At 73.2% G+C, this 24,216-nt stretch carries 21 protein-coding genes; 6 read left to right on the top strand and 15 right to left on the bottom strand.

What is annotated here, in order from left to right:
- Positions 1-54: 54 nt before the first annotated feature.
- Complete coding sequence (locus FB453_RS10025) at positions 55-1,023, top strand: LacI family DNA-binding transcriptional regulator (RefSeq protein WP_112583783.1); 969 nt, start codon at positions 55-57, stop codon at positions 1,021-1,023.
- On the opposite strand, the gene FB453_RS10020 is transcribed toward FB453_RS10025, so the two are convergent.
- From FB453_RS10020 to FB453_RS10005, 4 genes are all read right to left on the bottom strand, one after another.
- Positions 1,020-1,970, bottom strand: a complete 951-nt coding sequence (locus FB453_RS10020) for a carbohydrate kinase family protein (protein ID WP_145789360.1) — start codon at positions 1,968-1,970, stop codon at positions 1,020-1,022. The two genes, FB453_RS10025 and FB453_RS10020, sit on opposite strands and share 4 nt — an antisense overlap.
- On the bottom strand, positions 1,967-3,232 hold the full coding sequence (locus tag FB453_RS10015) for an AGE family epimerase/isomerase (RefSeq protein ID WP_145789357.1): 1,266 nt from the start codon (positions 3,230-3,232) through the stop codon (positions 1,967-1,969). Before FB453_RS10015 ends, FB453_RS10020 begins: the two co-directional genes overlap by 4 nt.
- Before the next feature lie 236 nt (positions 3,233-3,468).
- Entirely contained in the window at positions 3,469-3,894 is a 426-nt protein-coding gene (locus FB453_RS10010; RefSeq protein ID WP_145789355.1) for a nucleoside deaminase, read from the bottom strand.
- Positions 3,891-4,742, bottom strand: a complete 852-nt coding sequence (locus tag FB453_RS10005) for an LLM class flavin-dependent oxidoreductase (protein WP_145789353.1) — start codon at positions 4,740-4,742, stop codon at positions 3,891-3,893. The genes FB453_RS10010 and FB453_RS10005 overlap by 4 nt, the downstream gene beginning before the upstream one ends.
- A gap of 99 nt (positions 4,743-4,841) precedes the next feature.
- Here FB453_RS10005 and FB453_RS10000 point away from each other — a divergent pair, with 99 nt between their 5' ends.
- Positions 4,842-5,723, top strand: a complete 882-nt coding sequence (locus FB453_RS10000; protein WP_145789351.1) for an aminoglycoside phosphotransferase family protein — start codon at positions 4,842-4,844, stop codon at positions 5,721-5,723.
- 137 nt (positions 5,724-5,860) lie between these two features.
- Here the strand turns inward: FB453_RS10000 and FB453_RS09995 are convergent, their stop codons facing one another.
- Positions 5,861-6,670 carry a DNA-formamidopyrimidine glycosylase family protein gene (locus FB453_RS09995; RefSeq protein ID WP_145789349.1) on the bottom strand — a complete coding sequence of 270 codons (810 nt, stop codon included), beginning with the start codon at positions 6,668-6,670 and terminating at the stop codon, positions 5,861-5,863.
- Positions 6,671-7,017: 347 nt separating this feature from the next.
- On the opposite strand from FB453_RS09995, the gene FB453_RS09990 reads away from it, so the two are divergent.
- The 3 genes from FB453_RS09990 to rocD all read left to right on the top strand — a co-directional run bounded on the left by FB453_RS09990 (position 7,018) and on the right by rocD (position 10,303).
- Positions 7,018-7,929 carry a thrombospondin gene (locus FB453_RS09990; protein ID WP_486480223.1) on the top strand — a complete coding sequence of 304 codons (912 nt, stop codon included), beginning with the start codon at positions 7,018-7,020 and terminating at the stop codon, positions 7,927-7,929.
- Between the two features lie 344 nt (positions 7,930-8,273).
- Complete coding sequence (gene ddaH / locus FB453_RS09985) at positions 8,274-9,089, top strand: dimethylargininase (protein ID WP_186718216.1); 816 nt, start codon at positions 8,274-8,276, stop codon at positions 9,087-9,089.
- Positions 9,089-10,303: an ornithine--oxo-acid transaminase gene (rocD, locus tag FB453_RS09980; protein WP_186718214.1), complete on the top strand. Its 1,215-nt coding sequence runs from the start codon at positions 9,089-9,091 to the stop codon at positions 10,301-10,303. Before ddaH ends, rocD begins: the two co-directional genes overlap by 1 nt.
- Positions 10,304-10,356: 53 nt before the next feature.
- Here rocD and FB453_RS09975 read toward each other — a convergent pair whose 3' ends face one another.
- From FB453_RS09975 to FB453_RS09950, 7 genes are all read right to left on the bottom strand, one after another.
- On the bottom strand, positions 10,357-11,511 hold the full coding sequence (locus FB453_RS09975) for an FHA domain-containing protein (protein ID WP_186718181.1): 1,155 nt from the start codon (positions 11,509-11,511) through the stop codon (positions 10,357-10,359).
- Positions 11,508-11,801: a 4a-hydroxytetrahydrobiopterin dehydratase gene (locus FB453_RS34140; protein ID WP_186718179.1), complete on the bottom strand. Its 294-nt coding sequence runs from the start codon at positions 11,799-11,801 to the stop codon at positions 11,508-11,510. Before FB453_RS34140 ends, FB453_RS09975 begins: the two co-directional genes overlap by 4 nt.
- A 160-nt stretch (positions 11,802-11,961) precedes the next feature.
- Positions 11,962-13,011 (bottom strand): acyl-CoA desaturase, encoded by a 1,050-nt coding sequence (locus FB453_RS09970; protein ID WP_145789343.1) that lies wholly within the window; start codon positions 13,009-13,011, stop codon positions 11,962-11,964.
- 137 nt (positions 13,012-13,148) lie between these two features.
- Entirely contained in the window at positions 13,149-16,616 is a 3,468-nt protein-coding gene (locus tag FB453_RS09965) for an SCO7613 C-terminal domain-containing membrane protein (RefSeq protein ID WP_145789341.1), read from the bottom strand.
- A gap of 48 nt (positions 16,617-16,664) precedes the next feature.
- On the bottom strand, positions 16,665-16,985 hold the full coding sequence (gene cutA, locus FB453_RS09960) for a divalent-cation tolerance protein CutA (RefSeq protein ID WP_091406014.1): 321 nt from the start codon (positions 16,983-16,985) through the stop codon (positions 16,665-16,667).
- A gap of 21 nt (positions 16,986-17,006) precedes the next feature.
- Positions 17,007-18,011 (bottom strand): 1-acyl-sn-glycerol-3-phosphate acyltransferase, encoded by a 1,005-nt coding sequence (locus tag FB453_RS09955; protein WP_145789339.1) that lies wholly within the window; start codon positions 18,009-18,011, stop codon positions 17,007-17,009.
- The gene (locus tag FB453_RS09950) at positions 18,011-18,844 is read right to left on the bottom strand and encodes a patatin-like phospholipase family protein (protein ID WP_145789337.1); all 834 of its coding nucleotides are present in this window, start codon (positions 18,842-18,844) and stop codon (positions 18,011-18,013) included. The genes FB453_RS09955 and FB453_RS09950 overlap by 1 nt, the downstream gene beginning before the upstream one ends.
- 165 nt (positions 18,845-19,009) lie before the next feature.
- On the opposite strand from FB453_RS09950, the gene FB453_RS09945 reads away from it, so the two are divergent.
- Positions 19,010-20,509 carry a serine/threonine protein kinase gene (locus tag FB453_RS09945; protein ID WP_145789334.1) on the top strand — a complete coding sequence of 500 codons (1,500 nt, stop codon included), beginning with the start codon at positions 19,010-19,012 and terminating at the stop codon, positions 20,507-20,509.
- A gap of 19 nt (positions 20,510-20,528) precedes the next feature.
- Here the strand turns inward: FB453_RS09945 and FB453_RS09940 are convergent, their stop codons facing one another.
- The 3 genes from FB453_RS09940 to FB453_RS09930 all read right to left on the bottom strand — a co-directional run bounded on the left by FB453_RS09940 (position 20,529) and on the right by FB453_RS09930 (position 24,199).
- Complete coding sequence (locus FB453_RS09940) at positions 20,529-21,584, bottom strand: glycosyltransferase family 4 protein (RefSeq protein WP_145789672.1); 1,056 nt, start codon at positions 21,582-21,584, stop codon at positions 20,529-20,531.
- Between the two features lie 149 nt (positions 21,585-21,733).
- The gene (locus tag FB453_RS09935; RefSeq protein WP_167457766.1) at positions 21,734-22,405 is read right to left on the bottom strand and encodes a BON domain-containing protein; all 672 of its coding nucleotides are present in this window, start codon (positions 22,403-22,405) and stop codon (positions 21,734-21,736) included.
- A 177-nt stretch (positions 22,406-22,582) separates the two neighbouring features.
- Positions 22,583-24,199, bottom strand: a complete 1,617-nt coding sequence (locus FB453_RS09930; RefSeq protein WP_145789332.1) for a trypsin-like peptidase domain-containing protein — start codon at positions 24,197-24,199, stop codon at positions 22,583-22,585.
- Positions 24,200-24,216 lie beyond the last annotated feature (17 nt).

Here is a 24,216-nt window from a genome sequence, read left to right as displayed (position 1 = left end):
GACCACCCCGTGACCCAGACCCCGACCCGGCCGACCGTGCGTCGGCGTCCCACGATGGTCGACGTGGCCCGGCGGGCCGACGTCAGCCTGAAGACGGTCTCCCGGGTCGTCAACGACGAGCCGGTGGGGCAGGAGTTGGTCGGCCGGGTGCTGGCCGCGATCGCCGAGCTGGGCTTCCGGCGCAACGACATCGCTCGTAACCTGCGCTCCCGGCAGCTCAACGCCACCGTCGGGCTGCTGATCGAGGAGATCGCCAACCCCTTCTACGCGACCATCGCCAGCGTCGCCGCCGAGATCGCCGCCGCCCACGGCACCATGCTGATCACCGCGTCGTCGGAGGAGGACCCGGAGCGGGAACGCGCCCTGCTTCAGGACTTCACCCAGCGTCGGGTCGACGGCCTGCTGGTGGTGCCGGCGGGGCTCGACCACTCGTTCCTGCGTCGCGAGGTCGAGCTGGGCATGCCTGTGGTGTTCCTGGACCGGCCGCCGCAGGGGCTGCAGGCCGACGCCGTGCTGTTGGACAACCGGGGTGGCAGCCACGCCGGGGTGAGCGCGCTGCTCGACGAGGGGCACCGACGGGTGGGGCTGCTGCTGGGCGCGCCGAGTGTGCCCACGATGCGGGAGCGGCTGGCCGGGGCACGGGCGGCGCTGGACGCTGCAGGGGTCGAGCCGGACGAGTCGTTGATCCGTGAGCGGCTCATCGCTCCCGAGGAGGCCGGCCGGGCGGTCGCCGCGCTGCTCGACCTTCCGGAGCCGCCCACCGCGTTCTTCTGCGCCAACAACCGGCTCACCGTCGGCGCGCTCCAGGAGCTGCACCGGAGGGGCAGTGACGCCGCGCTGGTCGGCTTCGACGACTTCGAGCTGGCCCACCTGATGCCCCGACCGCTGACCGTCGTCGCGTACGACACCCGGGAGCTGGCGAGGGTCGCCACCGAGCGACTGTTCCAACGAGTAGCCGGCGACGACACCCCACCCTCCACCACGGTCCTGCCCACCAGACTGCTGAAGCGCGGCCTGGCCTAGGCGGTCTTGAGCAGTGCTTCCACCTCGGCGCGGGTCGGTGGGTTGGCGCCTCGGCGGGCGCAGGTCAGCGCGGCCACAGTGGCGGCCTGTCGGAGCACCGCACCCCACTGCGGTCCGGTCACTGCGGCGAGCCGGTCGGCCGGGCGGTCGCCGAGCGCGTCGAGGTCGGCCAGTGCGGCCAGCAGGCCACCGGTGAACGAGTCGCCGGCACCGACGGTGTCGACCACCGTGGTGCGGACCGCTGGCTCCTCGTGCAGCGAGCCGTCCGGCGCGAGGAGCCAGGCGCCATCCCCGCCCCGGGTCACCACGGCGCAGGACACACCGGCCGTACGCCATTCGGTCATCACGTCGGCCACCGAACGGTCCGGGTAGAGCCAGGCCAGGTCCTCGTCGCTGGCCTTGACCAGGTGCGCGAGGCGAATCTGCCGGCGTACCCGCTCCTGCTCCGCCGCGCGGTCGGTGACGATGCTCGGGCGCAGGTTGAGGTCGATGGAGACGGTGAGCCCGTCGCGCTGGCGTTCCCGGGCGAGCAGGCCCTCCAGCGCCTCCGCGCCGGGTGCCAACGCGAGCGCCAGGGAGCCGGTGTGCAGCGCGATCGCCGGTGAACCGGCCAGCTCGGGCAGCTCCTGCGGCGTCCACTGCCAGTCCGCGGCACCGGCCAGCCGGAACTCGTAGCTGGCCTGCCCGGCGGCGTTCAGGGTGGCCACCGCCACCGACGTGGGCTCCTCGGCGCGCACCGCCCACTCCAGGTCCACCCGGTTGGCGCTCAGATGCTCGACGAGTTGCCGACCGTAATCGTCGCTGGCGAGCCGGGCCAGCAGCCGTACCGGCTGGTCGAGCCGGGCCAGGGTGACCGCGACGTTCGCCGGGGAGCCACCGGGCACGGCCCGCTGCCCCTCGGCGGTGACGACCAGGTCGATCAGCGCCTCACCCGCGACGACGATCACGCGGTCACCTCCCCCGGTGCGAGCGGGCCGGGGCCGCCGAGCCCGTCGGCCGCGCGGGACAGCAGTACCGCCTGGTAGGCGTGGTAGACGTCCGGCCGGCCGTGCCAGACCGTGTCGGCGGGCAGGTTCTGCGCGTCCAACTCGTGCCGCCATCCGGTCTGGTCGATGAGACCGCGGCGGGCGTACGCCCAGAAGACCCGGTACCAGTCGAGGTAGACCGTGTCCCCGGTACGGCGGTGCAGAGTGATCGCCGCGCCGATGGCCTCGGCGAGAACCCAGTGCATCCGGGAGCGCACCACCGGCCGGTCGTCCCAGTCGATGGTGTAGACGAAGCCGTCCGCGCCGTCGACCGCCCAGCCGCGCCGCACGGCCGCGGCGAACAGGGCGCGGGCGTCGGTGAGCAGCCAGCGGGGTGGCTGCGGCAGCACCGCCTCCAACTCCAGCAGCAGCCGGGCCCACTCCAGCCAGTGCCCGATCGTGGAGCCGTACGGTCGGAACGGGTCGGCGGGCTGGTCCCGGTTGTAGTCGGGCAGCGGCGTCCAGTCGGTGGTGAAGTGCTCGGGCAGCCGCCAGTCGTGTCGGGCCGCCTCACCGTGCACGAGGTGGGTGGCGATCCGCAGGGCCCGGTCGGCCCAGCTCGCGTCGCCGGTGGCGGCGGCAGCGGCGAGGAAAGCCTCGACCATGTGCATGCTGCTGTTGGCGCCCCGGTAGTCCTCGGTGACCGTCCAGTCCCGGTTCCACGATTCGCGGACCGCGCCGGCGTCGTCGTCCCAGAACCGGTCCCGCACGACGGTCAGCACGTCGGCGAGCAGCCGGTCCGCGCCGGGCCGTCCGGCGCGCGCGGCGCCGGAAGCGGCGAGCAGCACGAACGCGTGGTCGTAGCCGGCCTTGCGGTCGTTGACTGGCACTCCCTGCTGGTCCACCGCGCCGAACCAGCCGCCGTACCTGTCGTCACGCAGCAGCGTGCTGAGCGCGGCGATCCCGTGGTCGACCAGGGCGGCGGCGTCCGGATCGCCGTTGCGGTGGGCGAGGGCGGCCACGTGGGTCATCCGGCAGGTGATCCAGGTGTGGATCGGTTCGCCGCGATCCGGGGTGCGGTCGTCGGTGAGCCACCAGAAGCCGCCCTCGGGCCGGACCGAGCGGCGGGCGGTGTCGAGCAGCGTCCGGGTCTGGTCGACGAGGAACTCGTCCAGATCGGGCAGGTCTGATGACCCCGCCGGAGCAGGGGCCGTTGCGGCGTCGGATCGGGGCACGTCGGTCATTTCAGCTGGTCACCGTCGGGTAGGAAAGGGACATACGGCCAGGATCGGCGGACGGACCGGGTCCGCGCCGCAAAACCGCCAACGGTACGCCACGAATCGACTGGCCAGGGTCGGCACGCGGCGGGAGGCTTTTCCTCCCATTTGCCCGTTGACATCGTTGTCACCGCTCAACCCTGCTCTGGCAGCCGGCCGACTGTCAATTCCGGCTGCGTCACACCGCCCCGGGGCAGCTCCGGTCAGTAGTAGTCGTCGATCGGCCGGCGTGCCTCGTCGAACAGCGCCGGCCCCTCGTAGCGGACCGGGGGCAGCGGTGGGGTGGCCGGCTTGACCTCCTCGAACTGCTCGGTGGACAGCGCGTACACCACCCGCCCGAGGCCGGACCGGTCGATCGCCGTCGCGCACATCGCGCAGGGCTGGCAACTGGTGAACATGGTGGTGCCGGCGGCGACCTCGGGGGAGAGTTCCCGAGCCGCCCAGCGGGCCAGCTTCAACTCCGGATGGGCGCTGATGTCCGCGTCGGAGACCACTGTGTTGTGGTCCTCGATCAGGACGACGCCGGCCGCGTCGACCAGCAAAGAGCCGAACGGCCGTTCGCCGGAAGCCCCCGCCCGCCTCGCGATTTCCACGGCATGGCGGAGAAACTTCTCGTCGTCGGGGGTCATCGGTCCTCCTGGGTTGCGTGATGTGCGGCCACTGCCGCAAGGGTCCGCCAGGCGCGTTCGGGCTGGCGGATCTCGGCCAGGTCGCCGTTGAACGGGTCCAGCACCACCGTCTCCGCGCCGAGCGCACGAAGCTGGTCGAGGTCGGCGACGATCTGATCGATGGTGCCGACACCGGCGAGCCGGTCCGGGTCGGTGATCGGTTCTCGGGTCTCCTGAAGCGCGATCCGCGGCACCAACGCGGGCACCGGACGACCCAACTCGCCAGCGATGTCCGTCAGCCGTCCGACAGCCTCGGCCAGCCGTACCGGCGTGACCCGCAGCGGGTGCCAGGCGTCACCGAGCAGTACCGCGCGCCGCATGCCGGCCTCGCTGTTGCCACCGACCCAGATCGGGATCGCAGCCGTGTCGTAGTCCTCGGTGTCCTGCCATGCCTCGCGCATGGTGTGCAGGTACTCGTCGGTCAGCGCCCCGCGCTGCCGGAACGGCACGCCGAGCGCCTCGAACTCCTGCCGGGCCCAGCCGACGCCGACACCGAGAACGAGCCGGCCGCCGCTGAGCCGGTTGAGGTTCGCCGCCATCCGGGCGGTGAGCAGCGGGTGCCGGTACGGGACGATGAGCACCGTGGTGCCCAGCCGAACCCGGCTGGTCACCCCGGCCAGCCAGGACAGCGTGGTGAACGGCTCGTAGAACGGCGCCGGATACTGCTCCGCCACGTCCGCGGTCACCACTATGTGATCGGAGACCATCAACAGGTCGAAGCCGAGACCCTCCACCGTCTGCGCCCACCGACGCAGGACGTCGGGGTCGGTGCCCGGGGCGAAGTTCGGTACGTTCACGCCAATCTGCACCCGTCCACGCTAGCCACTGTGGACCGGCGTGTGAACGCCGTGGCCCGGCTGAATCACCTGGCAGCCGACACGAATCGCCGTACGACTCAGGAGCGCCGGATGGATCTGCCCGAGGGACTCGACTGGGTACGCGGATCACCGGCCGGTCGCGCCTGGCTGGCCGCCCTCCCGACATGGCTGACGGAGTGCGCCGAACGGTGGTCGCTGCGGGTCGGCCCGCCCTTCCGGCAGGCGTACGCGTCACTGGCGCTTCCCGCCCACCTGCCCGACGGTACGACGGCGGTGCTGAAACTCCAGTACCCCGACGAGGAAAGCCGGCACGAGGCCGACGCCCTGGCCCGTTGGGACGGCGACGCGGCGATCCGTCTGCTCGCCCACGACCCCGGGCGGCGTGCCCTGCTGCTCGAACGCTGCCAGCCCGGCACTCCCCTGTACGACCTTCCGCCGGATCGAGCGCTGGACGTGGTGATCGGACTGCTCCCCCGGCTCTGGCGACCGGCCGGCGCGCCGTTCACCCCGCTGGCACAGGAGGCCGCCGGTTGGATCGACCGGATGCCCAGGGCCTGGGAACGGGCCGGCCGACCGTACGAGCGACGGCTGCTCGACGGGGCGCTCGACCTGCTCACCGGCCTGGCGTCGAGCCAGGGCGAGCAGGTGCTGCTCAACCAGGACCTGCACGCCGGCAACATCCTCGCCGCCGACGCGCTCGCCGCCGACCGAGGGCCGTGGCTGGCGATCGACCCGAAGCCGCTGACCGGGGAACGGGAGTTCTCGGTCGTACCGATGGTGCGCGGCCCGGAGTTGGGCCACTCACCGGCCGCCGTCCGGCATCGGCTGCACCGGCTCAGCACCGGACTGGGGCTGGACTGGGAACGGGTCCGAGGTTGGACGATCGGGCACACGCTGGCCTGGAGCGTCGCCGACGACACAGTCTTCCCCGAGAAGATCGAAGTGGTCCGCTGGCTGCTCGACACCGACTGAGCTCCGGCTCGGCCCGACCCAGCTCTGCGATCTTGCACTTTCTGTCCCGACCCAACGTGCATATCCACCCATGTCAACAACAGAAACTGCAGGATCGCCGCGAGGCGGGCACCGGGGCGCGGGACGGGCAGGGCGGTTCAGCCGGCCTGGCAGGTACGGCACCAGTACAGGTTGCGGCCCGCCAACTCGCCGCGACTGACCTCGGTGCCGCAGACGTGGCAGGGCGCTCCCGGGCGGCGGTAGACGTACACCTCGCCGCCGTGCCGGTCCACCCGCGCCGGCCGGCCCATCGCCTCCGGCAGGTGCGCGTCGCGGACCGTGTCGATCCGGCCGTGCTCGACCGCGAGCCGCATCAAGCCGACCAGGTCGGCCCAGAGCGCGTCCCAGCCGGTCCTGGTCAACTGTCGGCCCGGCATAGTGGGCGGCAGCCCCGCCCGGAACAGCGCCTCGGTCACGAAGATCAAACCGGTGCCGGCCACCACCGACTGGTCCAGCAGCAGCGCGGCGAGAGGGGTGAGGCTGCGGGCGATCCGGGCGTACGCCCGCTCGGGGTCGGCGTCGGCGCGCAACGGGTCCGGCCCGAGGCGGTCCCGCAGCGCGGCCACCTCGGGTGGGGTGAGCAGCTCACAGGCCGTCGGCCCGCGCAGGTCGAGCCAGTGCCGGTCGCTGGCCAGCCGTAGTCGCACCTGCCCGATCGGCTCCGGCGGCTCCCCCGGCCCGTCGGTGAACTTGCCGTACAACCCGAGGTGTACGTGCAACGTCAGCTCGCCGGCGTAGTGGTGCAGCAGGTGCTTCCCGTACGCCTCGGTGCCTTCCAGCACGGTCCCGGCGAGCCGGGCGGCCCCCTCGGCGAAGCGGCCCTGCGGGCTCGCGGCGTGCAGCTTGTCCCCGGCGAACAACTCGGCGTGCCGGGCCGCCAGGCGATGGATCGTGTGTCCCTCTGGCACAGGTGCCAAGGATAGCCAGCCCCGCCCGAGGGGAGCGCGCTGCTCGGCTCGGCCCAGCGCCGCCTCGACCGACCCAGCCCTCGCCACGTCGATCCACTCGGTCCCTGCGGCGTTGATCGACTCGGGCTCCAGGAAACCGCGGTGTTGCAAGGAGCGGGACACCCCGACTTCCAGGAAAGCGAGTCGATCAAGGCCGGACCCAACCGGGACCAGGGCCGGTCAAGGCCGGTCTCGGCATCCCTACCCAGGATTGGTGTCAGGAAACGCCCAGGTGGGTATTTGAGGGCCGACACCGCGTGGGTGCCACCCTTTCCGTCGGCCACCACGCATTCATCAGGAGGTGTGTAGTGGTCAGGATTCCTTCGCTGTCCCGCCGGTCCGAGCCGGCACCGACGCGGGACGAGAACCTCGACGGCCGCGTAGACGGCCGCGACACCCCGGTCACCGAGACCGGTCAGTCCGACGACAGCGTCGGCCGCCCGGTGGTCACCGACCGGGACGCCGACCAGACGACGTACCGCAGCGCCGGCGCGACCGGCGGCCAGACCAGCGAGGCCGAGCGGCGGGCCAACGAGCGGGCGGCGGTGGCCCGAGCCGCCACCGCGCGACCGGTGGAGACCGAGTCGCGGGGCACCGCTTCCCGCCCGGTCGCACCCGAGCCCGTGAACGGCGGCACGGCACGGCCGGTCGCACCCGAGCCGGTGAACGGCACGACCAGCCTGGTCACACCCGAGCCCCGCACCGGCACCGCCAACACGGTGGAGACCGGGTCCCGGCCCACCGTCGCCCCGACCACGGCGCGCGCCGCCGAGCGGGACGCCGACCTCGACAGCACCACCCGTCGGCCCGACACCACCGACCGGGTCACCACCGACCGCCCGGTCGACCCGACCCCGGGCGTGAGCACGCCCGAGCCGCCGGTGACGCGTGGCCCGAAGCCGCGGGCGAGCCTGCTCGCCACCCTCGGCCTGATCGTCTCGGTCGCCGGCGCGATGTTCGTGCTGACCGGGACCTTGGCCGGGTACGGCATCGGGCTCGGCGCGTTCGGTGCGGTGCTCGCGGTGCTCGGCCTGATGGCCACCCGTCGTCGGCATGTCGCCGGCAAGACCGACGCGCTCTTCGGCGTGCTGATCGGGCTGGCCGCGGTCGTGATCGGGGTGCTCGCGATGACCGGCCAGTTCGACTGGCCAACCACCGACGGCGACTGGGTGCCGCGCTTCCGAGAGTGGCTTGACTCACAGTTTGTGGATCGTTTCTAGCGGGCACTGTTCCGCTCGCCGGTGATGCACCGGCGAACAGCCGGCGGTTCGCCGGCAGCCCGATCAGTCCGGTGGTTCACCGGCCGGGCGACACCCTTTCAGGGGCGGCGGTTCGCCGCCCCTGAAGTGTTTCCGGGGCCAGGCCCGAAACACAACTCCCGCCCGAGATGGGCCCCCAACGCAATGATTCACAGTTGGAGAGCGCCCAGACGCAACGAATATTCGGTCTGCGCAACTCTCGGTGGTGGATCCTGCCGCTGACGCCGCATACCGTTGAGCAACGGCGCCAGCCCGTGGGCCACGGTGGCCGGGCGCGCCCGACCCCTGGGAGCAGGACAATGACGATGGACGCCACCAGCCAGCGCCTGTTGATGTGCCGGCCGACGTACTTCGCCGTCGATTACGCGATCAACCCCTGGATGGACCCGAGCGCGCCGGTCGACGCCGCGCTGGCCGTCCGCCAGTGGGAGCAGCTGCGCCAGACGTACCTTGACCTGGGCCACACCGTCGAGGAGATCACTCCGGTGCCCGGCCTGCCCGACATGGTCTTCGCCGCGAACGGCGGCACCGTGATCGACGGCAAGGCGATGGCCGTACAGTTCCGCGACCCGCAGCGCGCCGACGAGGCGCCGGCGTACCGGGCCTGGTTCGAGGCCGCCGGCTTCGAGATGTACGACCCGAAGCACGTCAACGAGGGCGAGGGCGACGTCCTACTGGCCGGTGACCACCTGCTGGCCGGCACCGGCTTCCGCACGGCGCACGCCGCACACGCCCAGTTGCAGGAGGTCTTCGGCTACCCGGTGATCACCATGCAACTGGTCGACCCTCGCTTCTACCACCTGGACACCGCGTTGACAGTGCTCGACGAGCGGACCGTGGCGTACCTGCCGGAGGCGTTCTCCCCGGGCAGCCAGGCTGTGCTGCGCCGGCTCTACCCCGACGCGGTGCATGCCACCATGGCCGACGCCGAGGTGCTGGGGCTGAACGCGGTCAGCGACGGGCGGCACGTGGTGCTGCCCGCGCAGGCCACCGACCTGGCCGCCAAGCTGCGCGACCGGGGCTACGAGACCATCGGGGTCGACCTGTCCGAGCTACGTAAGGCCGGCGGCGGACCGAAGTGCTGCACGCTGCGACTCCGTCAGGGAAAGGCAAGCAAGTGATAGTGGATGACAAGCTGCGTACGCCGGGAGCGGTCCGGGACGCCGAGCGCTGGACTGCGCACAACTACCACCCGCTGCCGGTGGTTATCTCGTCCGCCGAGGGCGCCTGGCTCACCGACGTGGACGGCCGCCGCTACCTGGACTGCCTGGCCGGCTACTCGGCGCTGAACTTCGGTCACCGGCATCCGCAGCTGATCGCCGCCGCGCACGCCCAACTGGACCGGCTGACGCTGACCAGCCGGGCGTTCATCCACGACCAGTTCGCCGACTTCTGCCGGGAGCTGGCCGAGCTGTGCGGCAAGGACCTCGTGCTGCCGATGAACACCGGCGCCGAGGCGGTGGAGACCGGGATCAAGGTGGCCCGCAAGTGGGGCTACCAGGTCAAGGGCGTGGCCGCCGGGCAGGCCAACATCGTGGTCGCCGAGGGCAACTTCCACGGGCGGACCACCACCATCGTGAGCTTCTCCACCGACGAGGACGCCCGCGCCGACTTCGGGCCGTACACCCCGGGGTTCACTGTCGTGCCGTACGGCGACCTGGCCGCGCTGACCGCCGCGATCGACGAGAACACAGTGGCCGTGCTGCTGGAGCCGATCCAGGGCGAGCAGGGTGTGGTGGTGCCGCCGGAGGGTTACCTGCCGGGTGTACGCCAGGTCTGCACCGAGCGCAACGTGCTGTTCATCGCCGACGAGATCCAGTCGGGTCTGGGGCGTACCGGCGCGACCTTCGCCTGTGACCACGAGGGCGTGGTGCCGGACATGTACCTGCTCGGCAAGGCGCTCGGCGGCGGCATCGTGCCGGTGTCCGCGGTGGCCGCGAACGCCGACGTGCTCGGCGTGCTCAAGCCCGGCCAGCACGGCTCCACCTTCGGCGGCAACCCGCTCGCCTGCGCGGTGGCGATCGAGGTGGTCCGGCTGCTGGCCACCGGCGAGTTCCAGCGCCGCTCGGCCGAGCTGGGTGAGCGGCTGCGGGCCGGCCTGGAAGGGCTGGTCGGCAAGGGCCTCGTGGGGGTACGCGTCCGTGGCCTGTGGGCCGGTCTGGATATCGACCCGGCGCTGATGAGCGGTCGGGAGGCGTGTGAGCGGCTCGCCGCGCGCGGAGTCCTCGCCAAGGACACCCACGGCTCCACCATCCGGCTCGCCCCGCCGCTGGTGATCACCGAGGAGGAGATCGACCTGGCGGTGACCCAGCTGGCCGAGGTGCTGGCCGGCTGACCCAGGAACGTGGTGAAAGGCGGGCGTCGGGGTTCCGGCGCCCGCCTTTCGCGTCAGGGGCGGGGCAGGCGCATGGCCATGGTCGGGGCCTCGGCCATCACCGAGGTGGGGGTGAACGGGGCGCCGGTGGGCAACTCCTCGGCCCGACCGATCTGCACCCCCGGATACAGCTCCACCATGTCGTTCTCGCCCAGCACCCGGGACTGCTGCGGGGCCAGCGGGATCCGGTCGGACTCGGCCATCGAACCGGCCGGGCGGATGCCGGAGCCGTTGGTGCTGACGTCGGTCACGATGACCTCGCCGACCCGCAGCTCGAAGCGGACGTGACCACGACTGATCCAGCGACGGGCCTCGTCGTTGAGCCACTGGCCGAGCATGATCCCGCCGTCCTGCTCCGGAGCCCGACCGGCCACGATCGGCTGCTCCTCGCTGAGCACGAACCGCCGCCGGACCAGGCCGCCGACGCGCACCGCGAGCACCTCGGTACGCGGACGCGGGCCGCCGTCACCGAGCCGTACGCCGTGCCGGGGGCAGGTCGGCGCGCCGTTGCGCAGGGCGGGCGGCGGCTGCGCTGCGGGGCTGCGGTCGGCGCCCCCGGCCAGGTCGGCGAACGCGCCACCCCCACCACCGCCGCCGAACAGCGCGCAGCCCGACTCCGGGCAGCGCCACTGGCGGGCCAACAGCTTGACGCCGGTCGGCGACCGCTTGCCGGCCACCGGCGAGTGCCCACCACCGACGTGCGCGATGAACACCGGCCCGCCGGCGCCCGGCACCGGCGCGACCACCCGACCGGGCTGCTCGACCAGCCACGGGAACCGCCCGCGCAACCCGTCGAAGCGGACCCGGCTGAGCACCGGCAGACCGAGCAGGTCGGCGACCTCCAACATCCGGTCACCCGGGTTGTCGAGCACCTCGACGAGCCCGTCGTCGGCCCAGCGGCGGACGACCATCCGCTCGTTCGAGGTGAGGTCGGCGTCGGAGAGCAACGCCCGGTGTACCACCGCGTAGACCTGGACGCTGTCCTCCTCCAACTCGCGGGAGAGCGCGTCGATGACCATGCCGAGGCGGAGCAGGCTGGCCGGCCGACCACCGTCGATGTCCTGGTAGCGGATCACCTCGGCCAGATCGACCACGGCTCGGGCCAGTGACGGGTCCGTGCAGACCCGACCCTCGATGGCATCCAGAACCTTGCTGATCTCGAATCTCATGCCGCACTCCGGACGATGTCGTCAATTCGCCGAGCCAGCTCGATGTCCCGGTGGGTGACCCCACCGGCCGAGTGCGTGACACAGCGGAAGGTCAGGGTCCGCCATCGGATGTCGATGTCGGGATGGTGGTCGAGCTCCTCGGCCACCGTCGCCACCCGGTCCACCACCGCGATGGCCGCCGGGAAACTGCCGAGCTGCACGGTACGACCGATGCCGGTCGGGTCACCCGACCAGTCGGGCAACCGGCTCAGCTCTTCTCGCACCGCGTCCGCGGTGAGCAGGTCTGCCATGACCAGACCCTACCGGTGGGACGGCTGGCTGACCGGACGCGCTCCCTCGAGCCCAGGGTCTCCTGCCGGCGGTGCCGGCCAGAAACGCGACGGCGGGGCGGCATCATCAGATGCCGCCCCGCCAATCAGTATCGCGTCAGCCGCGCAGCGGCCGTGCTGTTCAGCTGCGCAGTGGCCGCCCCACCTCGTGCAGGTGACCGAGCGCCTGCCGGTACGACTCGACCAGCCCGGTCTCGGCGTACGGGATGCCCTGCTCGACGCAGTAGGCCCGCACGATCGGCTGGGCCCGGCGCAGGTTGGCGCGCGGCATGTTCGGGAAGAGGTGGTGTTCGATCTGGTAGTTAAGACCGCCGAGCGTGGTGTCCACCAGCCGGCTGCCGCGCACGTTGCGGGAGGTCAGCACCTGCTTACGCAGGAAGTCCAGCTCGTCCTCGGCGGTCGGCATCGGCATGCCCTTGTGGTTCGGCGCGAACGCGCAGCCCATGTAGAGGCCCCACAGCGCCTGGTGCACGACGGCGAAGAGCAGCGCCTTGACCGGGGACATGACCGCCAACAGCAGCGCCACGTAGGCGGCGGTGTGCGCGACGAGCAACGCCGCCTCGACCGCCCGGTGCCGCATCGGGACGGCGTACTTGCCGTCCTCCCGGCCGACGATCGCCTTGATGCTCGCCACGTGCAGGCTCAGACCCTCAAGCAGCAGCATCGGGAAGAAGAAGTACGCCTGCCGCTGAGCCATCCAACGGCCGAACCCCCGGGTCTCCAACGCCTGCTCGGGCGTCCACACCAGGGCCCCCGCGCCGACGTCCGGGTCCTCGTCCTCGTGGTTCGGGTTGGCGTGGTGCCGGTTGTGCTTGTCGACCCACCAGCCGTAGCTGATCCCCACCGCCACGTTGCCGGCGAACAGCCCCACCACCTCGCTGGGGCCACGCCGACGGAACATCTGGCGGTGCCCGGCATCGTGACCGAGGAACGCGACCTGGGTGGTGGCCACGGCCATCAGGGCCGCGAGCGGAAGCTGCCACCAGGAGTCACCGAGCAGGAACACGGCCACCCAGCCGGCCACGAACGCACCGAGGGTGAGCACGATGCGGGTGACATACCAGCCGGGCCGCCGCTCCAGCAGGCCCGCCTGGCTGATCCGTCGGGACAACTGTGCGTAGTCACTACCTCGCCGTCGTACCGGCGGTTCCGCCACCGCTCCGAGCGCCATCGCTGCTCCCGTTCCGCTTGCGCCCGTACCGGGGTGGTTCGGGCTTAATGTCAAGTCTCCCGATCGCACTAGCGGTGAGTAAACCCGACAACCCCCGAATGGGGGGTAGGGCAGGCCCTACCCCCCATTGGTTCGACTCAGCTCAGTCGACCCACCGCGGCGCGCAGTCGAGCCAGGTCACGTCGCCGCCGCTCGTACGTTGCGGCGAGCCCGACCAGCGCCAGCCCGCCGACTCCCAGGTAGATCCACCGGGGCAGCAGATCCCACCCCCGGGCCAGCTCGTGCAGCGCCAACAGCGTCAGCGCCCCGCCGCCGAGCAGCACCGGCGCCTGCCAGCGGCGGGTCGCGCCGGCCAGCACCGCGCCGGTCGCCGCCGCGCCGAGGAGCAGTCGCCGCCACGGCTGCGGGTCCGCCCCGGCCAGCACCGACACGAGGCTGGGCAGCAACGCCGCGACCAGCCCCGGGCCGAGGGCCGGCCAGCTGGTCAGCCCCGGCCGGGTGCGCAGCGCCAACAGACCCGCTCCGACGGCGAGCGCCGCGGCCGGCAGGGTGTACGCCTCCAGTACTGTCACCCCACCGGCGGCGAGCAGCACGCAGGCCCCGAGCAACTCGCTGCCGGCGGCGATCCCGGCAAACGTCCACCGCCGACCGGCCGGTTCGCCCCGGCGCAGCAGTCGCAGCGCCACTGCGACGCCCCAGAGCACGCAGACGGTGGCGAGCTGCCGCGCCGCCTCGACGGCGAGCACCGCCGCCACCAGCGCCACAGCCTGCGCGGTGGCGTCCAGCACCCGTCCCAGCCGGACCCGCGCCGGGATGACCGCCGCGGCGGCAAGCACCAACGCGGCCACCGCCAACAGCGGGTACGTGGCAGCCCGCAACGGCAGCCCAGCGGCGAGCGGGGCGGTCACCGCCAACGCGGACGCCGCGCCCACGGCGGCGAGACAACCGGCGACCCGTACCTCGAACCGGCGCGCCCCGGCGGCGACCGCGACCGCCGCCACCAGCAGCGCCCCCTCGGCCGCGAGCGTCCCGGCGCGGGTGGCCAGCAGACCGAGCACACCGGAGGCCACCAGCACCACGCCCACCGGCACGGCGACCGGTGCGAGCGCCGGGCGGGCCGCCGCCAGCGCGGTGAACAGCAGCGCCGCCAGGCCGGCGAGCAGAACGGCGGCCGGCAGCACCGGCCACGGTGCGCCGATCGCGATGAGCAGCACCGGCAGCGCCGCCGCGACGAACGGCAGCGCGGGCGGCACCGGCCGGCCGACCCGCCGACCGGCCAGCGCGCCGGCCAGCGCCAACACGACCAGCGCGAACCCGACCGGGAGCACCGACGGGTCGGCGACGACAGTGGGCACCCCCGACCACACCCGGTTCCAGCCGCCGTAGGGCGACCCGATCGCGGTCAGCACCGTCGGCAGGGCCGCCAGGACGGCGACCACCGCCAGCGTTCCGCCGGCCGCCAGCAACAGCGCCGACCGGGCCGACTCGCGCCCGTCGGCCGCCGGCCGGTCCCCGAGGGCCGACTGGTCGGCGGCGCTCGCCGACGGCAGCAGGTAGACGACGAACGCGACACCCAGCGCAGCCAGCGCCGCGTACAGCACGAGCGGCTCGTCACCCGCCCCGACCAGCGGCGCGAGGCCGGGCACGGTCACCGCGGCGACGGCGCCGATCACCGCGTACCCGATCAGCTCCACCCGGTGGCGGCGGGCCGCGAGCGCCGCGACCAGCGACAGCCCGGCGACGGCCAGCGCGAGCCGGGCCTGCCACCACGGCGGCCCGCCCGCAGCGAACATCGCCACCGCCGCGATCCCGGGCAGCGCGAGCTGCCCGACCAGCAGACCCACACCGGCCACCTCCCGGTACGCGCCGGCCCCCCGTCGGACGGCCAGTGCCAGCCCGACCACGGCGAGTACGCCGAGCGCCACCAGGGCACCGGTCGGGGCGGCCAGGGCGACCAGCAGCCCGTGCCCGAGCAGGACGGCACCGCCGAGGGCACGGGTGCGCAGGGCGACCGGTGTGGCAATCGGTCGGGCCAGCACGGCGAGCAGCAGCGCGACCCCACCGACCAGGTCGACGGCCACCACCTGAGGCCAGGAGGCCGACCAGCCGGCGGGTACGGCGAACAGCACCGCCACCGCGCCGGCCGTGGCGAGCACCGCCCGCGCGCCACGAGGCAGCAGGAGCGCCGTCGCGCCGATCGCCAGCGCCACCGCGGGTGCCAGCTGCCAACCCCAGCGTAGGTCCGGCCCTGTCCCAGCCCCGCCCCAGGGCGGCAGCGACCGGCCGACGGCGGCGACCGCCAGCCCAATGGTGATCAACACGGTGACCTGCGCCGTGCCCGCCGCGACGAACAGCGCGCCGGCCCGCGGGCCGGTCCGCCAACCGCCGCCACCGTCCACCGCCGCCACAGCCGGCAGGAGCCGCACGGCGGCGGCCATCCCGAGCGCCACCGTCGCCGCCGCGAGCAGCAGCACTGACGGCCGCAGCTCCGCCACCGGACGCAGCAGGGCGGCGGCGAGCACCGGTACCAGCAGCCCGGCCGCCACCGCCCGCAGCGCCCGCCCCCCGACGAGCCAGGCCGCACCGAACCCGGTCAGCGCGACCAGCAAGAGCGGCACCCCGGCCAGCAGTGGCGAGCCCCCCGCCCGCCCACCGACCAGCGGCACCACCGCGCACGCACAGGCGCCCAGCAGCGCGCCGACGTGACCGGCGCCGGCCAGGACCCGGCCGACGAGCTGCGCCGCCCCTCCCCGGCCACGCAGCGCGACCAGCACCGCCAGGTTCAGCGACGCCACCCCGAGCAGTACCAACGCCCACCCCGCCGCACCCAGCCCGGCCTCGGCGGCGAGCAGCGGCAACACCGGCTGAGCGGCCACCAGGGCGGCGAACCAGGGCCCCGTCAACCCGCTCCACCGGCCGTACGCCACGGCGACCGCCGCGCTGGCCCCCCCGACCAGCGCGGCGTACCGGCTGCCCGGCCAGCCGGTCACGCCGGCCAGGTCCACCGACCAGGCCGCGTAGCCGTCCAGCACCACCAGCAGCAACCCCACCGCGGCGAACGTCTCCGCCGTACCGCGCAGCCCTCGGCGGACCGCCAGCAGCGGTACGCCCAGCGCGAGCGCTGTGAACGCCACCAGGATCAACGCCCGCCCGGCGACCCCCACCGCCGCCCAGGCGACCGCTGTGAACACCACCGCCGCGGTGCCCAGCAGGAGTCCACCGAGGACGAAGAGCAGACCTTGGACCGTCCGGGTCGAGGTCTCCGCCGCACCCGGCCGCGTATCCGTCGCGACGCCGGGACCCGGGCCGATGAACGGCGTCGGGCCGACGACAGGCGCCGGGCCCGCCACGACCGAGGCCGCCAACCCTGCGCGGACGACCGCGGCCAGTTCGGCCCGCCGCCCGGACACGGTCGACAGCCGTCCGGCCAGCTCGGTGTACGCGCGGCGAGCCCGCTCCACCTGCGGCTCAAGCTCGGCGACCTCCCGGCTCAGCCGAACCACCTCAGCGGCGATCGGGTCGGGCGCACGCCGGCAGCCGGAGCAACCGGCGCTCAGATCGGCCGGCGCACCGCAGGCGGGGCAGGGGTAACGGGTGTCGTCCACCGGGTCATCATCGACAACCGACCGGCGTGCGACCCAGAGTGCGCGTACTCAGGATCGGGTGTGCTCGTACACCCAGGTGGCGTAGTCGGGGTTGCCGCTCTCCACCCTGGACACCAGGATCTCCGGCACCTCGTACGGGTGGCTGACCCGGATCTGGTCCAGCAACGCGGTGAGCCGATCCGGTGCGGTCTTGAACTGCACCGACCACTCGGTGCTCGTCTCCATCCCGGACCGCCACCAGTAGGTGCTGTCCACCTGACCACCCACCTGGGCGCAGGCGGCGAGCCTGCCGGCGACGGCCGCAGCCGCCAGCACGTCGGCGACCGAACGCGCATCCACCACCGTTGTCACCACGCAGATCTCGTCCACGCCCGCACCCTACGCGGACATCTACCGATTAGCGGCGATCCAGGCATCAATCTGCGCCCACCAATCGAAGAGCCAGTCGATGCGTTGCTGCCGTCCGGTCGGTACGTCCTCCGGCGGCACGGACCAGAACCGCATCACGATCCGCTTGTCCATCGGCAGTTCCCGCCACACGTCGGCGACGGTCAGCATCCGGTCCAGCCCGGTGTGGGCGACGAAGATGACCCCGGCGTCCGGTGCGGCGTCCAGCGCGGCGAGCATCCCACCGGGCTGCGGGGCGAGCACGTGGCGCATCCGCTCGGCGCGCAGGGCCATCCTTTCCAGGCCGAGGGAGCGCAGCCGGGCGATGGCGCGCAGCCGTCGCCGGGGGGTGAAGTTGCCGCCCTCGGGGAAGATCACGAACGCGTCGTTGTCGTCCAGGCCGGTGGCGAGGTGCCCGACCTGGCGTACCGTCTCCTCGCCACGCTCCGGGGTCGGCGCGATGAACCGGTTGGGCAGCCGGTTGAGCAGCACGTCGATCGCCGGATCCCACTGGAGGCTGTCCTTGAGGACGATCCGTGGCTCCCGGTGGAACCAGTTGACCAGCCCGTGGATCAGGATGAACGAGTCGCCCGGCCCGGCGTGCCGACAGAGCACCAGCTCGGGCCGGCCGGGCAGCGCGGTGTCCGGGTCGGTGCCCACGACGTCGATGCGCAACCGCAGTGTCCAATGTGCCTGCCAGAACAGCACCCGCAGGAACCAGCCGGCCAGCACGTAGTGCGCGCGCTGGAAGGCCGGCGACCGGGTCCGCCAGCCGAAGCCGGAGACGACCCAGAGCAGGAAGAGCGCGAGCAGCGCGGCGGCGTCCCAGACCAGGTAGAAGCAGCCGATCCAGAGCAGTCGCAGCGGGCGCAACCGGTCCGGGACCAGCGGGGACGCGGCTGCGGCGAGCAGCGCCCAGATCGGCAACGTGGTGACCACGAGGAAGGCGAGCAGCACGACGGCGGGGGCGATCAGCAGCCGACGCAGCCACCGCGGAGGCAGCGGCATCAACGCTCCTGGTGGGTGGCGAGGTAACGCCGGGAGGCGGTGTACGCGCGGCTGATCCGCCGTCCCACCGCCGCCATGTCCCGGTACGCCCACGGTGTGTCGTCGCGGGGGTTGAGCCCGCCGGTCGGCAGGACGTGCACCTCCACCCCCTCCGGCAGCGCCGCCAGCTCCCGGAAGAAGCGGTGCCGGCGGGAGATCTCGAACGCGACCTGCGCGATCTCCCACGGCCGACGGGGCGGGGTCAGCTCCCGTTCGATCCGACCCACCTGGAGGACGTAGATCCGGCGGGCACCGACGGCCACCGCCTCGCCGATCGGGATGGAGTTGACGATGCCGCCGTCCACGTAGTGCGCGCCGTCGATCTCCATCGGCGGGAGCAGGCCCGGCACCGAGGCGGACGCCATCACCGCCGGCACCACCGGACCGCTGTCGAACCAGTGCTCGGCGGCCCGCTCGATGTGGGCGGCGCAGCACCGGAACGGCACCCGCAGGTCGGCGAAGGTGGTGTCCACCCCCAGCTCGTTCTCGAGCAGGCGGCGCAGCGGCCGGGGCGAGTGCAGGTGGGTGCGGGCGGCGAAGCGGCGAAGTTGCCGGGCGACCGAGTCGCCGTACACCTCGCTCGCCTCCGGTGAGGCCCAGAGCCGGACCAGCCGGTCGGTCACCGCCTCGGACGGATCGGCGGCGACCAGCGCGCCGTTGACCGCGCCGATCGAGGTGCCGAGGACCATGTCGGGTTGGATGCCGGCCCGGAACAGGGCACGCAACATGCCGACCTCGACCGCGCCGAGCACTCCCCCGCCGCCGAGCACGAACGCCACCGGTCCCCCCGCCATGTCTCTCATCCTGGCACGGGCCCGCCGCCGACCGGTGGGCCGCTGTCGACCGGCGGTCAGCGCACGGCAGGCACCGTCCGTCGACGGCTGGTGGCGACGGCGTTGACAGGCAGGACGCATTCGCGCAACCTGATACCGCTCCCACCCCTGAGGCAGGTGCGATCCGTGAAGGCAGCACTGCATCCGGGCCGATTGCTGGCTCGCAGATACCGACTTCTGGACCAGATCGGCGCCGGCGGCATGTCGGTCATCTGGCGTGCCCGGGACGAGGTACTGGACCGGGTGGTCGCGCTGAAGGTGCTCGCCCCGTCACTCGCCGCCGACGCACGGTTCCGGGGCATGGTGCGCGAGGAGGCACGGGCTGCCGCCCAGTTGGTGCACCCGCACCTGACCTCCGTGCACGACTACGGCGAGACGGTCGACCCGGACGGCTCGATCACCTCGTTCGTGGTGATGGAGCTGCTCAGCGGCGAGGAGTTGAAGCTGCGGCTCACCGAGGGGCCGTTGCCGTGGACCGAGGCGGTCCAGGTGGGCGCGCAGGTGGCGGACGCGTTGGCCGCCGCGCACCGGCTCGGCATCGTGCACCGGGACATCACCCCGGCCAACGTGATGATGACCGGGACGGGCGTCAAGGTCCTCGACTTCGGCATCGCCACCCGGATCGGCGCGCCCGACGAGGACGAGGACGGCGAGACCTTCGGCACCCCGGCGTACGTCGCCCCGGAACGCCTCGACGGCGCGCCGGCCCAACCGTCCACCGACGTCTACTCCCTCGGCGTGCTGCTGCACGAGGCGCTCACCGGCCGGGTCCCGTATCCGGCGGACACCTGGGAGCAGCTCAGCGCAGCCTTGGCCAGTGGTCCGCCGCCGACGCTGGCCGACCTACCGGACCTGCCCGCACCGGTGGCCCAGATCTGCCTGCGCAGCCTCGCCCGGAACCCGGCCGATCGGCCGACCGCCCGGCAGGTCGCCACCGCGCTCCGCGACCACTCGCTGCCCGCCGAGCCCCCGACGGCGACCATCCGGGTGCCCACCCAGCCCCTGCCACCACAGTCGCCCGTCGTCGCGGCGTCCAGCCCTTCGGCGGCGGCACGACTGGATCCAGACACCTCGGACGGCGGGACCTCCTCCGGCCTGGACGAGCCGGCGACCGGGTCCGGCTGGTCGCGGCGGCGGCTGGTGTTGCTGCTGGTGCTGGCCGTCGGGGTGACGCTGGCCGGGGTGGCCCTGCTGCCCGAACAGCAGCCGACCCGCCGGGCGCAGCCCTCCGCCGGGCCGGTGACGGCCCCGTCAACCGACCCGCCGGCCCCCGAGTCGTCCGCGCCGATCACGTCGACCCCGCCGACCGCGGCGCCGACGACGAAGCCGACCACCGGGGCGCCCACCTCGAACCCGGGCACCCTGACCGAGGTCGCGAACCGGGTCGATGGGTTGATCGGTGCCGGCCTGAGCGCCGGGGAGATCCGCGACGATGTGGCCCTCGACCTGCGAAACGAGCTGCGCAACCTGACCGTGGCGGTCAGCTCCGGCCGCGAAGAGCTGGCGCCGCCGGTGGCCCGGCTGCGCGCGAAGGTCGCCGTCCGTCTCGGTGAGGGCGGCATCAGCCCGGCGTACGCCTCTCGGCTCGACGCCGCCATCGCCGAGCTGGGCGCGACCGGAGCCTGACCCGGCGGAGACCGGTGGGTCAGCGCACCGGCACCCGGGCCGGTTCACGGACGTCGTGCCGGCCGAGGGCGAAGCGCTGATAGACCTCCGCGTAGCCGCTCGCCATCCGCTCGACCGAGAAGTTCCGCGCGACGTGCGCCACGCAGTCCTCCGGGTCGAGTCGCTCCGCCGCGAGCAACGCCGCGGGTAGCTCTTCCGACCGTTCGACGACGAGCCCGGTCAGCCCCGGCCGCACCAGCTCCGGCACCGCACCTCGGTTGAGCGCGACCACCGGCGTGCCGGTGGCCATCGCCTCCAGCATCACCATGCCGAACGGCTCGTCCCACTGGATGGGCATGATCAGGCAGCGCGCGTCGACAAGCATCCGCAGCGTCGTCGCGCGGTCCGCGTTGAGCACGACTGTCACGTCGTCGTCGACCATCGGCGCGACGACCTGCTCGTAGTAGCGGCGCTCGGCCGGCTCGTTGCACTTGCCGGCCAACAGCAGGGGCAGTCCGGCCGCCCGGCACGCCCGGATGGCGGTGTCCGGGCCCTTGTCCGGGCTGAACCGGGCCAGCCACAGCACCGGCCCCGCGCCGGGCGTGTGCTTGCGCGGGAAGCCGCGGATGTCGAGCGCGTTGTGCACCGTGCCGGCCCAGGGCAGGTTCGGGTTCAGCCGGCGCTGGGCGTGCGAGATGGCCACCAGTGCGACGCCCGCGTCGATGTCGCTCAGCACGTCGCCGTACTCCCCCACGGGGTTGCCGTGCACGGTCGCGACCGTCGGCACGGCCCGGCGGCCGGCGACCAGCGGACCGATCGTGGTGTGGTCGTGGATCACGTCGAAGTCGGCCGGGCTGATCAGCCGATTCACCCGGGCCAGATGTGCCAGCTCGGGCAGTGACTCTCCGAGCCGCTCGTACTGGACCTCGGCCACCGTGGAGACGAAGCCGTCGGCCGCCGTGCCGTGGTCACCTCCGGCGCCGAACAGGGTCACCGAGTGCCCCTGCCCGCAGAGTGCGTCCACCAGGGCGGCGACGACCTGTTCAAGGCCGCCGTAGCCGGGCGGCGGTACGGACAACCACGGCGGAACCACCATCGCGATGCGCAGCGACCGCTCCTCAGGGCGGCCCGCAGGCGGGTGGTTCACGGCCACGAGTCCTCCCCGTTGCTCCCCCGGTGCGGCGGCACCGCCGGTCGGCGGCGGTTTCCCGATGGCGTCCCGGGTAAACCGGACATGGCGGACGATCACCCGCCCACCAGGAGTTGGTCGTGGACCACCCGCACCCCGGGCGCGGACCACGCCACCCGCTCAACCTGATCGCGTTCCCACCAGGAACGGACCACGCCGGCGAGGACCAGCGTGTCGCCGTCCACCTCGACGGTCACCCGCTCGCCGCCGAGCGTGCGCAGCAGCGCCCGCTGGACGTCCCGCCGCAACCGCTCGGCAGCCGGTGGCGCCGCGGGTCGTACCTCGATCAGGTTGGTGATCCCCCGTACGCCGTCGAGCCGGCGCACCTCGCCCTCGGCGGCCCGCCGCTGCCACCCGAACTCGACCTCACCGCGCAGCATCAGCCAGCCGTTGGCCACTGTCACGTCCAGCCGTTCGGCGGGCACGAAGCTGTCCCACTCCAAGGCGCGGGTGGCGGCGTTGGCGACCTCGGCGTCGGTACGCCCCGGGGTGCCGGGAAGCCGCACCTCCATCTCGTCGGCCACCGCCCGTACGCCGCGAACCCGCTGTGCGCACCGCGTCGCGGCCCAGCCGCGGGCGGCACCGTCCACGAATCCGGTCAGGGTGACCACGCCCTGGTCGACTGTCACCCCGATCTCGTTCGGTTGCAGCCGGGCGTCCCAGGCCAGCTCGGCCAGAACGTCGCGTTGGATCCGCTGGTCGTCGCGGACACCCACCATCTCGGTCATGGCACCCCACCCCCGGTTCCGGTCGTCGCCCTCCGAACCTGCCGGGCGGACGGGTGACGGCGGTTCACCCGATCCGGGTGAACCGCCGTCCGGGCGGAAAGAAGCGGCGGGTGACGGAGCCGACCCCCTCGGCCCGCCACCCGCCGCCGGAGGGAGGAAGCAGGTTCAGATAACTGGTCAGGACGTTTCGGCGAGCGTCACGGTCGCCGACTTCTCGACACCGTTGCGCTTGAACTGCACCTCGACCCGGTCGCCGACCTTGCCGGCCTGCACCGCGCCAACCAGGTCGTCCGAGTCGTTGACGGGCTTGTCGCCGAACCGGGTGACTACGTCGCCGCGCTGGAGGCCGGCCTTCTCCGCCGGGCTGCCCGGGGTGACCGACGCGACGAGGGCGCCGCCGCCCTCGGCCTGGTTGACGCCGACTCCGAGGGACGGGTGGCTGACCTTCTCGCCCCGCTGGAGCTTGCCCGCGACGTCCTTGGCCTTGTTGCTGGGGATGGCGAACCCGACACCGATGTTGCCGGTGCTCTGCCCGGAGGTCGCGATGGCGGTGTTGACGCCGATCACCTCACCCCGGGTGTTGACCAGCGCACCACCGGAGTTGCCGGGGTTGATCGGCGCGTCCGTCTGGAGCAGGCCGGAGATGGAGCTGACCGGCTGGCTCTGCTGCTGGGTCGGGTCCTGCGGCTGCCCCTCACCGGCCCGGATGGTGCGGTCCCGGGCGCTGAGGATGCCCGAGGTCACCGAACCCTGCAGACCGAGCGGGCTGCCCAGGGCGAGCACCTGGTCGCCGACCTGCATGGCGTCGCTGTCGCCGAACTTGGCCGGCTTGAGGTCGCTCACCCCGTTGGCCTTCACGACGGCCAGGTCGGTCTTCGGGTCGGTGCCGATGATCTTCGCGTCGGCGGTCTTGCCGTCGGCGAAGACCACCCGCACGGCGTCGCCCGCGGCGGACGCGACCACGTGGTTGTTGGTCAGCACGTACCCGTCGGCGCTGAGCACCACTCCGGAGCCCTCACCGCTGTCGGTGGTGATCGAGACGACGCTGTCCTGCACCGACGCGGCGATCTTCGGCAGGTCGGCGCCATTGATCACGGGAGCCGCGGAGTAGGTGCGGGTGATGCCACCGCCGTCGCCGTCGAGGGCGAGCGCGAGCGCCCCACCGGCAACACCGGAACCGAGCATCAGGGCGAACACCGCGACACCGGCACCGGCGAACTTGGCGATCCGACCCGGCCGAGGGCCGCTGCCGGGCGGCGCGACCTGCGGGCCCCACGGCGGGACCGGCTGGCCCGGGTGCTGTCCGGGGTGCTGGGCGTGCTGCCCGGGGTGCTGCTGGTGCTGGGCGTACGGCATCCCCGGCTGGCCCCCGCCGGCCCAGCCGGACTGCTGGCCCGGGTACCAGGGAGCACCTGGGTAGTGGCCGGCGGCCGGCTGTGGGTAGCCGGGCTGGCCGGGCGCCGGGTGACCGGAGACCGGGTACGGCGGCGCGGAAGGGGTGGCGGCCGGGCGCTCGTAGCCGGTCGACGGCTCGTACCCGGTCGGCTGAGCGGCGGCCGGCGGGCCGGCGGGCGCGGAGGAGCCGGTGTACCCGGCCGGGGTGACGGCGGTGGCCTCGGCGTCACCGGTGGGGGCGGCGACCGTTGGGTCGCCGCCGGTCGAGACGACCGGTACGGGAGTGGTCGGGGAGTCGGACTGCACGCGCTCGTCGCGCGGCAGCTCGGCGGTGGGGTGCGACGGCTCGGCGTCGGTGGGGGCCGGCCGGCGCTGCGGGTCGGACTCGAACTCGGTCATGGCACTACCTTCTCCCC

Source organism: Micromonospora sp. CNZ322 (genome assembly GCF_007827755.1).
The sequence above is the reverse complement of the archived record's forward strand: the minus strand, read 5'-3'. Positions and strand labels throughout refer to the sequence as shown.

What these genes read in the sequence shown, in the direction of transcription:
- FB453_RS10025 (WP_112583783.1), top strand. Translation starts at nt 55, where the DNA reads ATGGTCGACGTGGCCCGGCGGGCCGACGTCAGCCTGAAGACGGTCTCC.
- FB453_RS10015 (WP_145789357.1), bottom strand. Translation starts at nt 3,232, where the DNA reads ATGACCGACGTGCCCCGATCCGACGCCGCAACGGCCCCTGCTCCGGCG.
- FB453_RS10010 (WP_145789355.1), bottom strand. Translation starts at nt 3,894, where the DNA reads ATGACCCCCGACGACGAGAAGTTTCTCCGCCATGCCGTGGAAATCGCG.
- FB453_RS10000 (WP_145789351.1), top strand. Translation starts at nt 4,842, where the DNA reads ATGGATCTGCCCGAGGGACTCGACTGGGTACGCGGATCACCGGCCGGT.
- ddaH (WP_186718216.1), top strand. Translation starts at nt 8,274, where the DNA reads ATGGACGCCACCAGCCAGCGCCTGTTGATGTGCCGGCCGACGTACTTC.
- FB453_RS09975 (WP_186718181.1), bottom strand. Translation starts at nt 11,511, where the DNA reads ATGAGATTCGAGATCAGCAAGGTTCTGGATGCCATCGAGGGTCGGGTC.
- FB453_RS34140 (WP_186718179.1), bottom strand. Translation starts at nt 11,801, where the DNA reads ATGGCAGACCTGCTCACCGCGGACGCGGTGCGAGAAGAGCTGAGCCGG.
- FB453_RS09970 (WP_145789343.1), bottom strand. Translation starts at nt 13,011, where the DNA reads ATGGCGCTCGGAGCGGTGGCGGAACCGCCGGTACGACGGCGAGGTAGT.
- FB453_RS09955 (WP_145789339.1), bottom strand. Translation starts at nt 18,011, where the DNA reads ATGCCGCTGCCTCCGCGGTGGCTGCGTCGGCTGCTGATCGCCCCCGCC.
- FB453_RS09950 (WP_145789337.1), bottom strand. Translation starts at nt 18,844, where the DNA reads ATGGCGGGGGGACCGGTGGCGTTCGTGCTCGGCGGCGGGGGAGTGCTC.
- FB453_RS09940 (WP_145789672.1), bottom strand. Translation starts at nt 21,584, where the DNA reads ATGGTGGTTCCGCCGTGGTTGTCCGTACCGCCGCCCGGCTACGGCGGC.
- FB453_RS09935 (WP_167457766.1), bottom strand. Translation starts at nt 22,405, where the DNA reads ATGACCGAGATGGTGGGTGTCCGCGACGACCAGCGGATCCAACGCGAC.
- FB453_RS09930 (WP_145789332.1), bottom strand. Translation starts at nt 24,199, where the DNA reads ATGACCGAGTTCGAGTCCGACCCGCAGCGCCGGCCGGCCCCCACCGAC.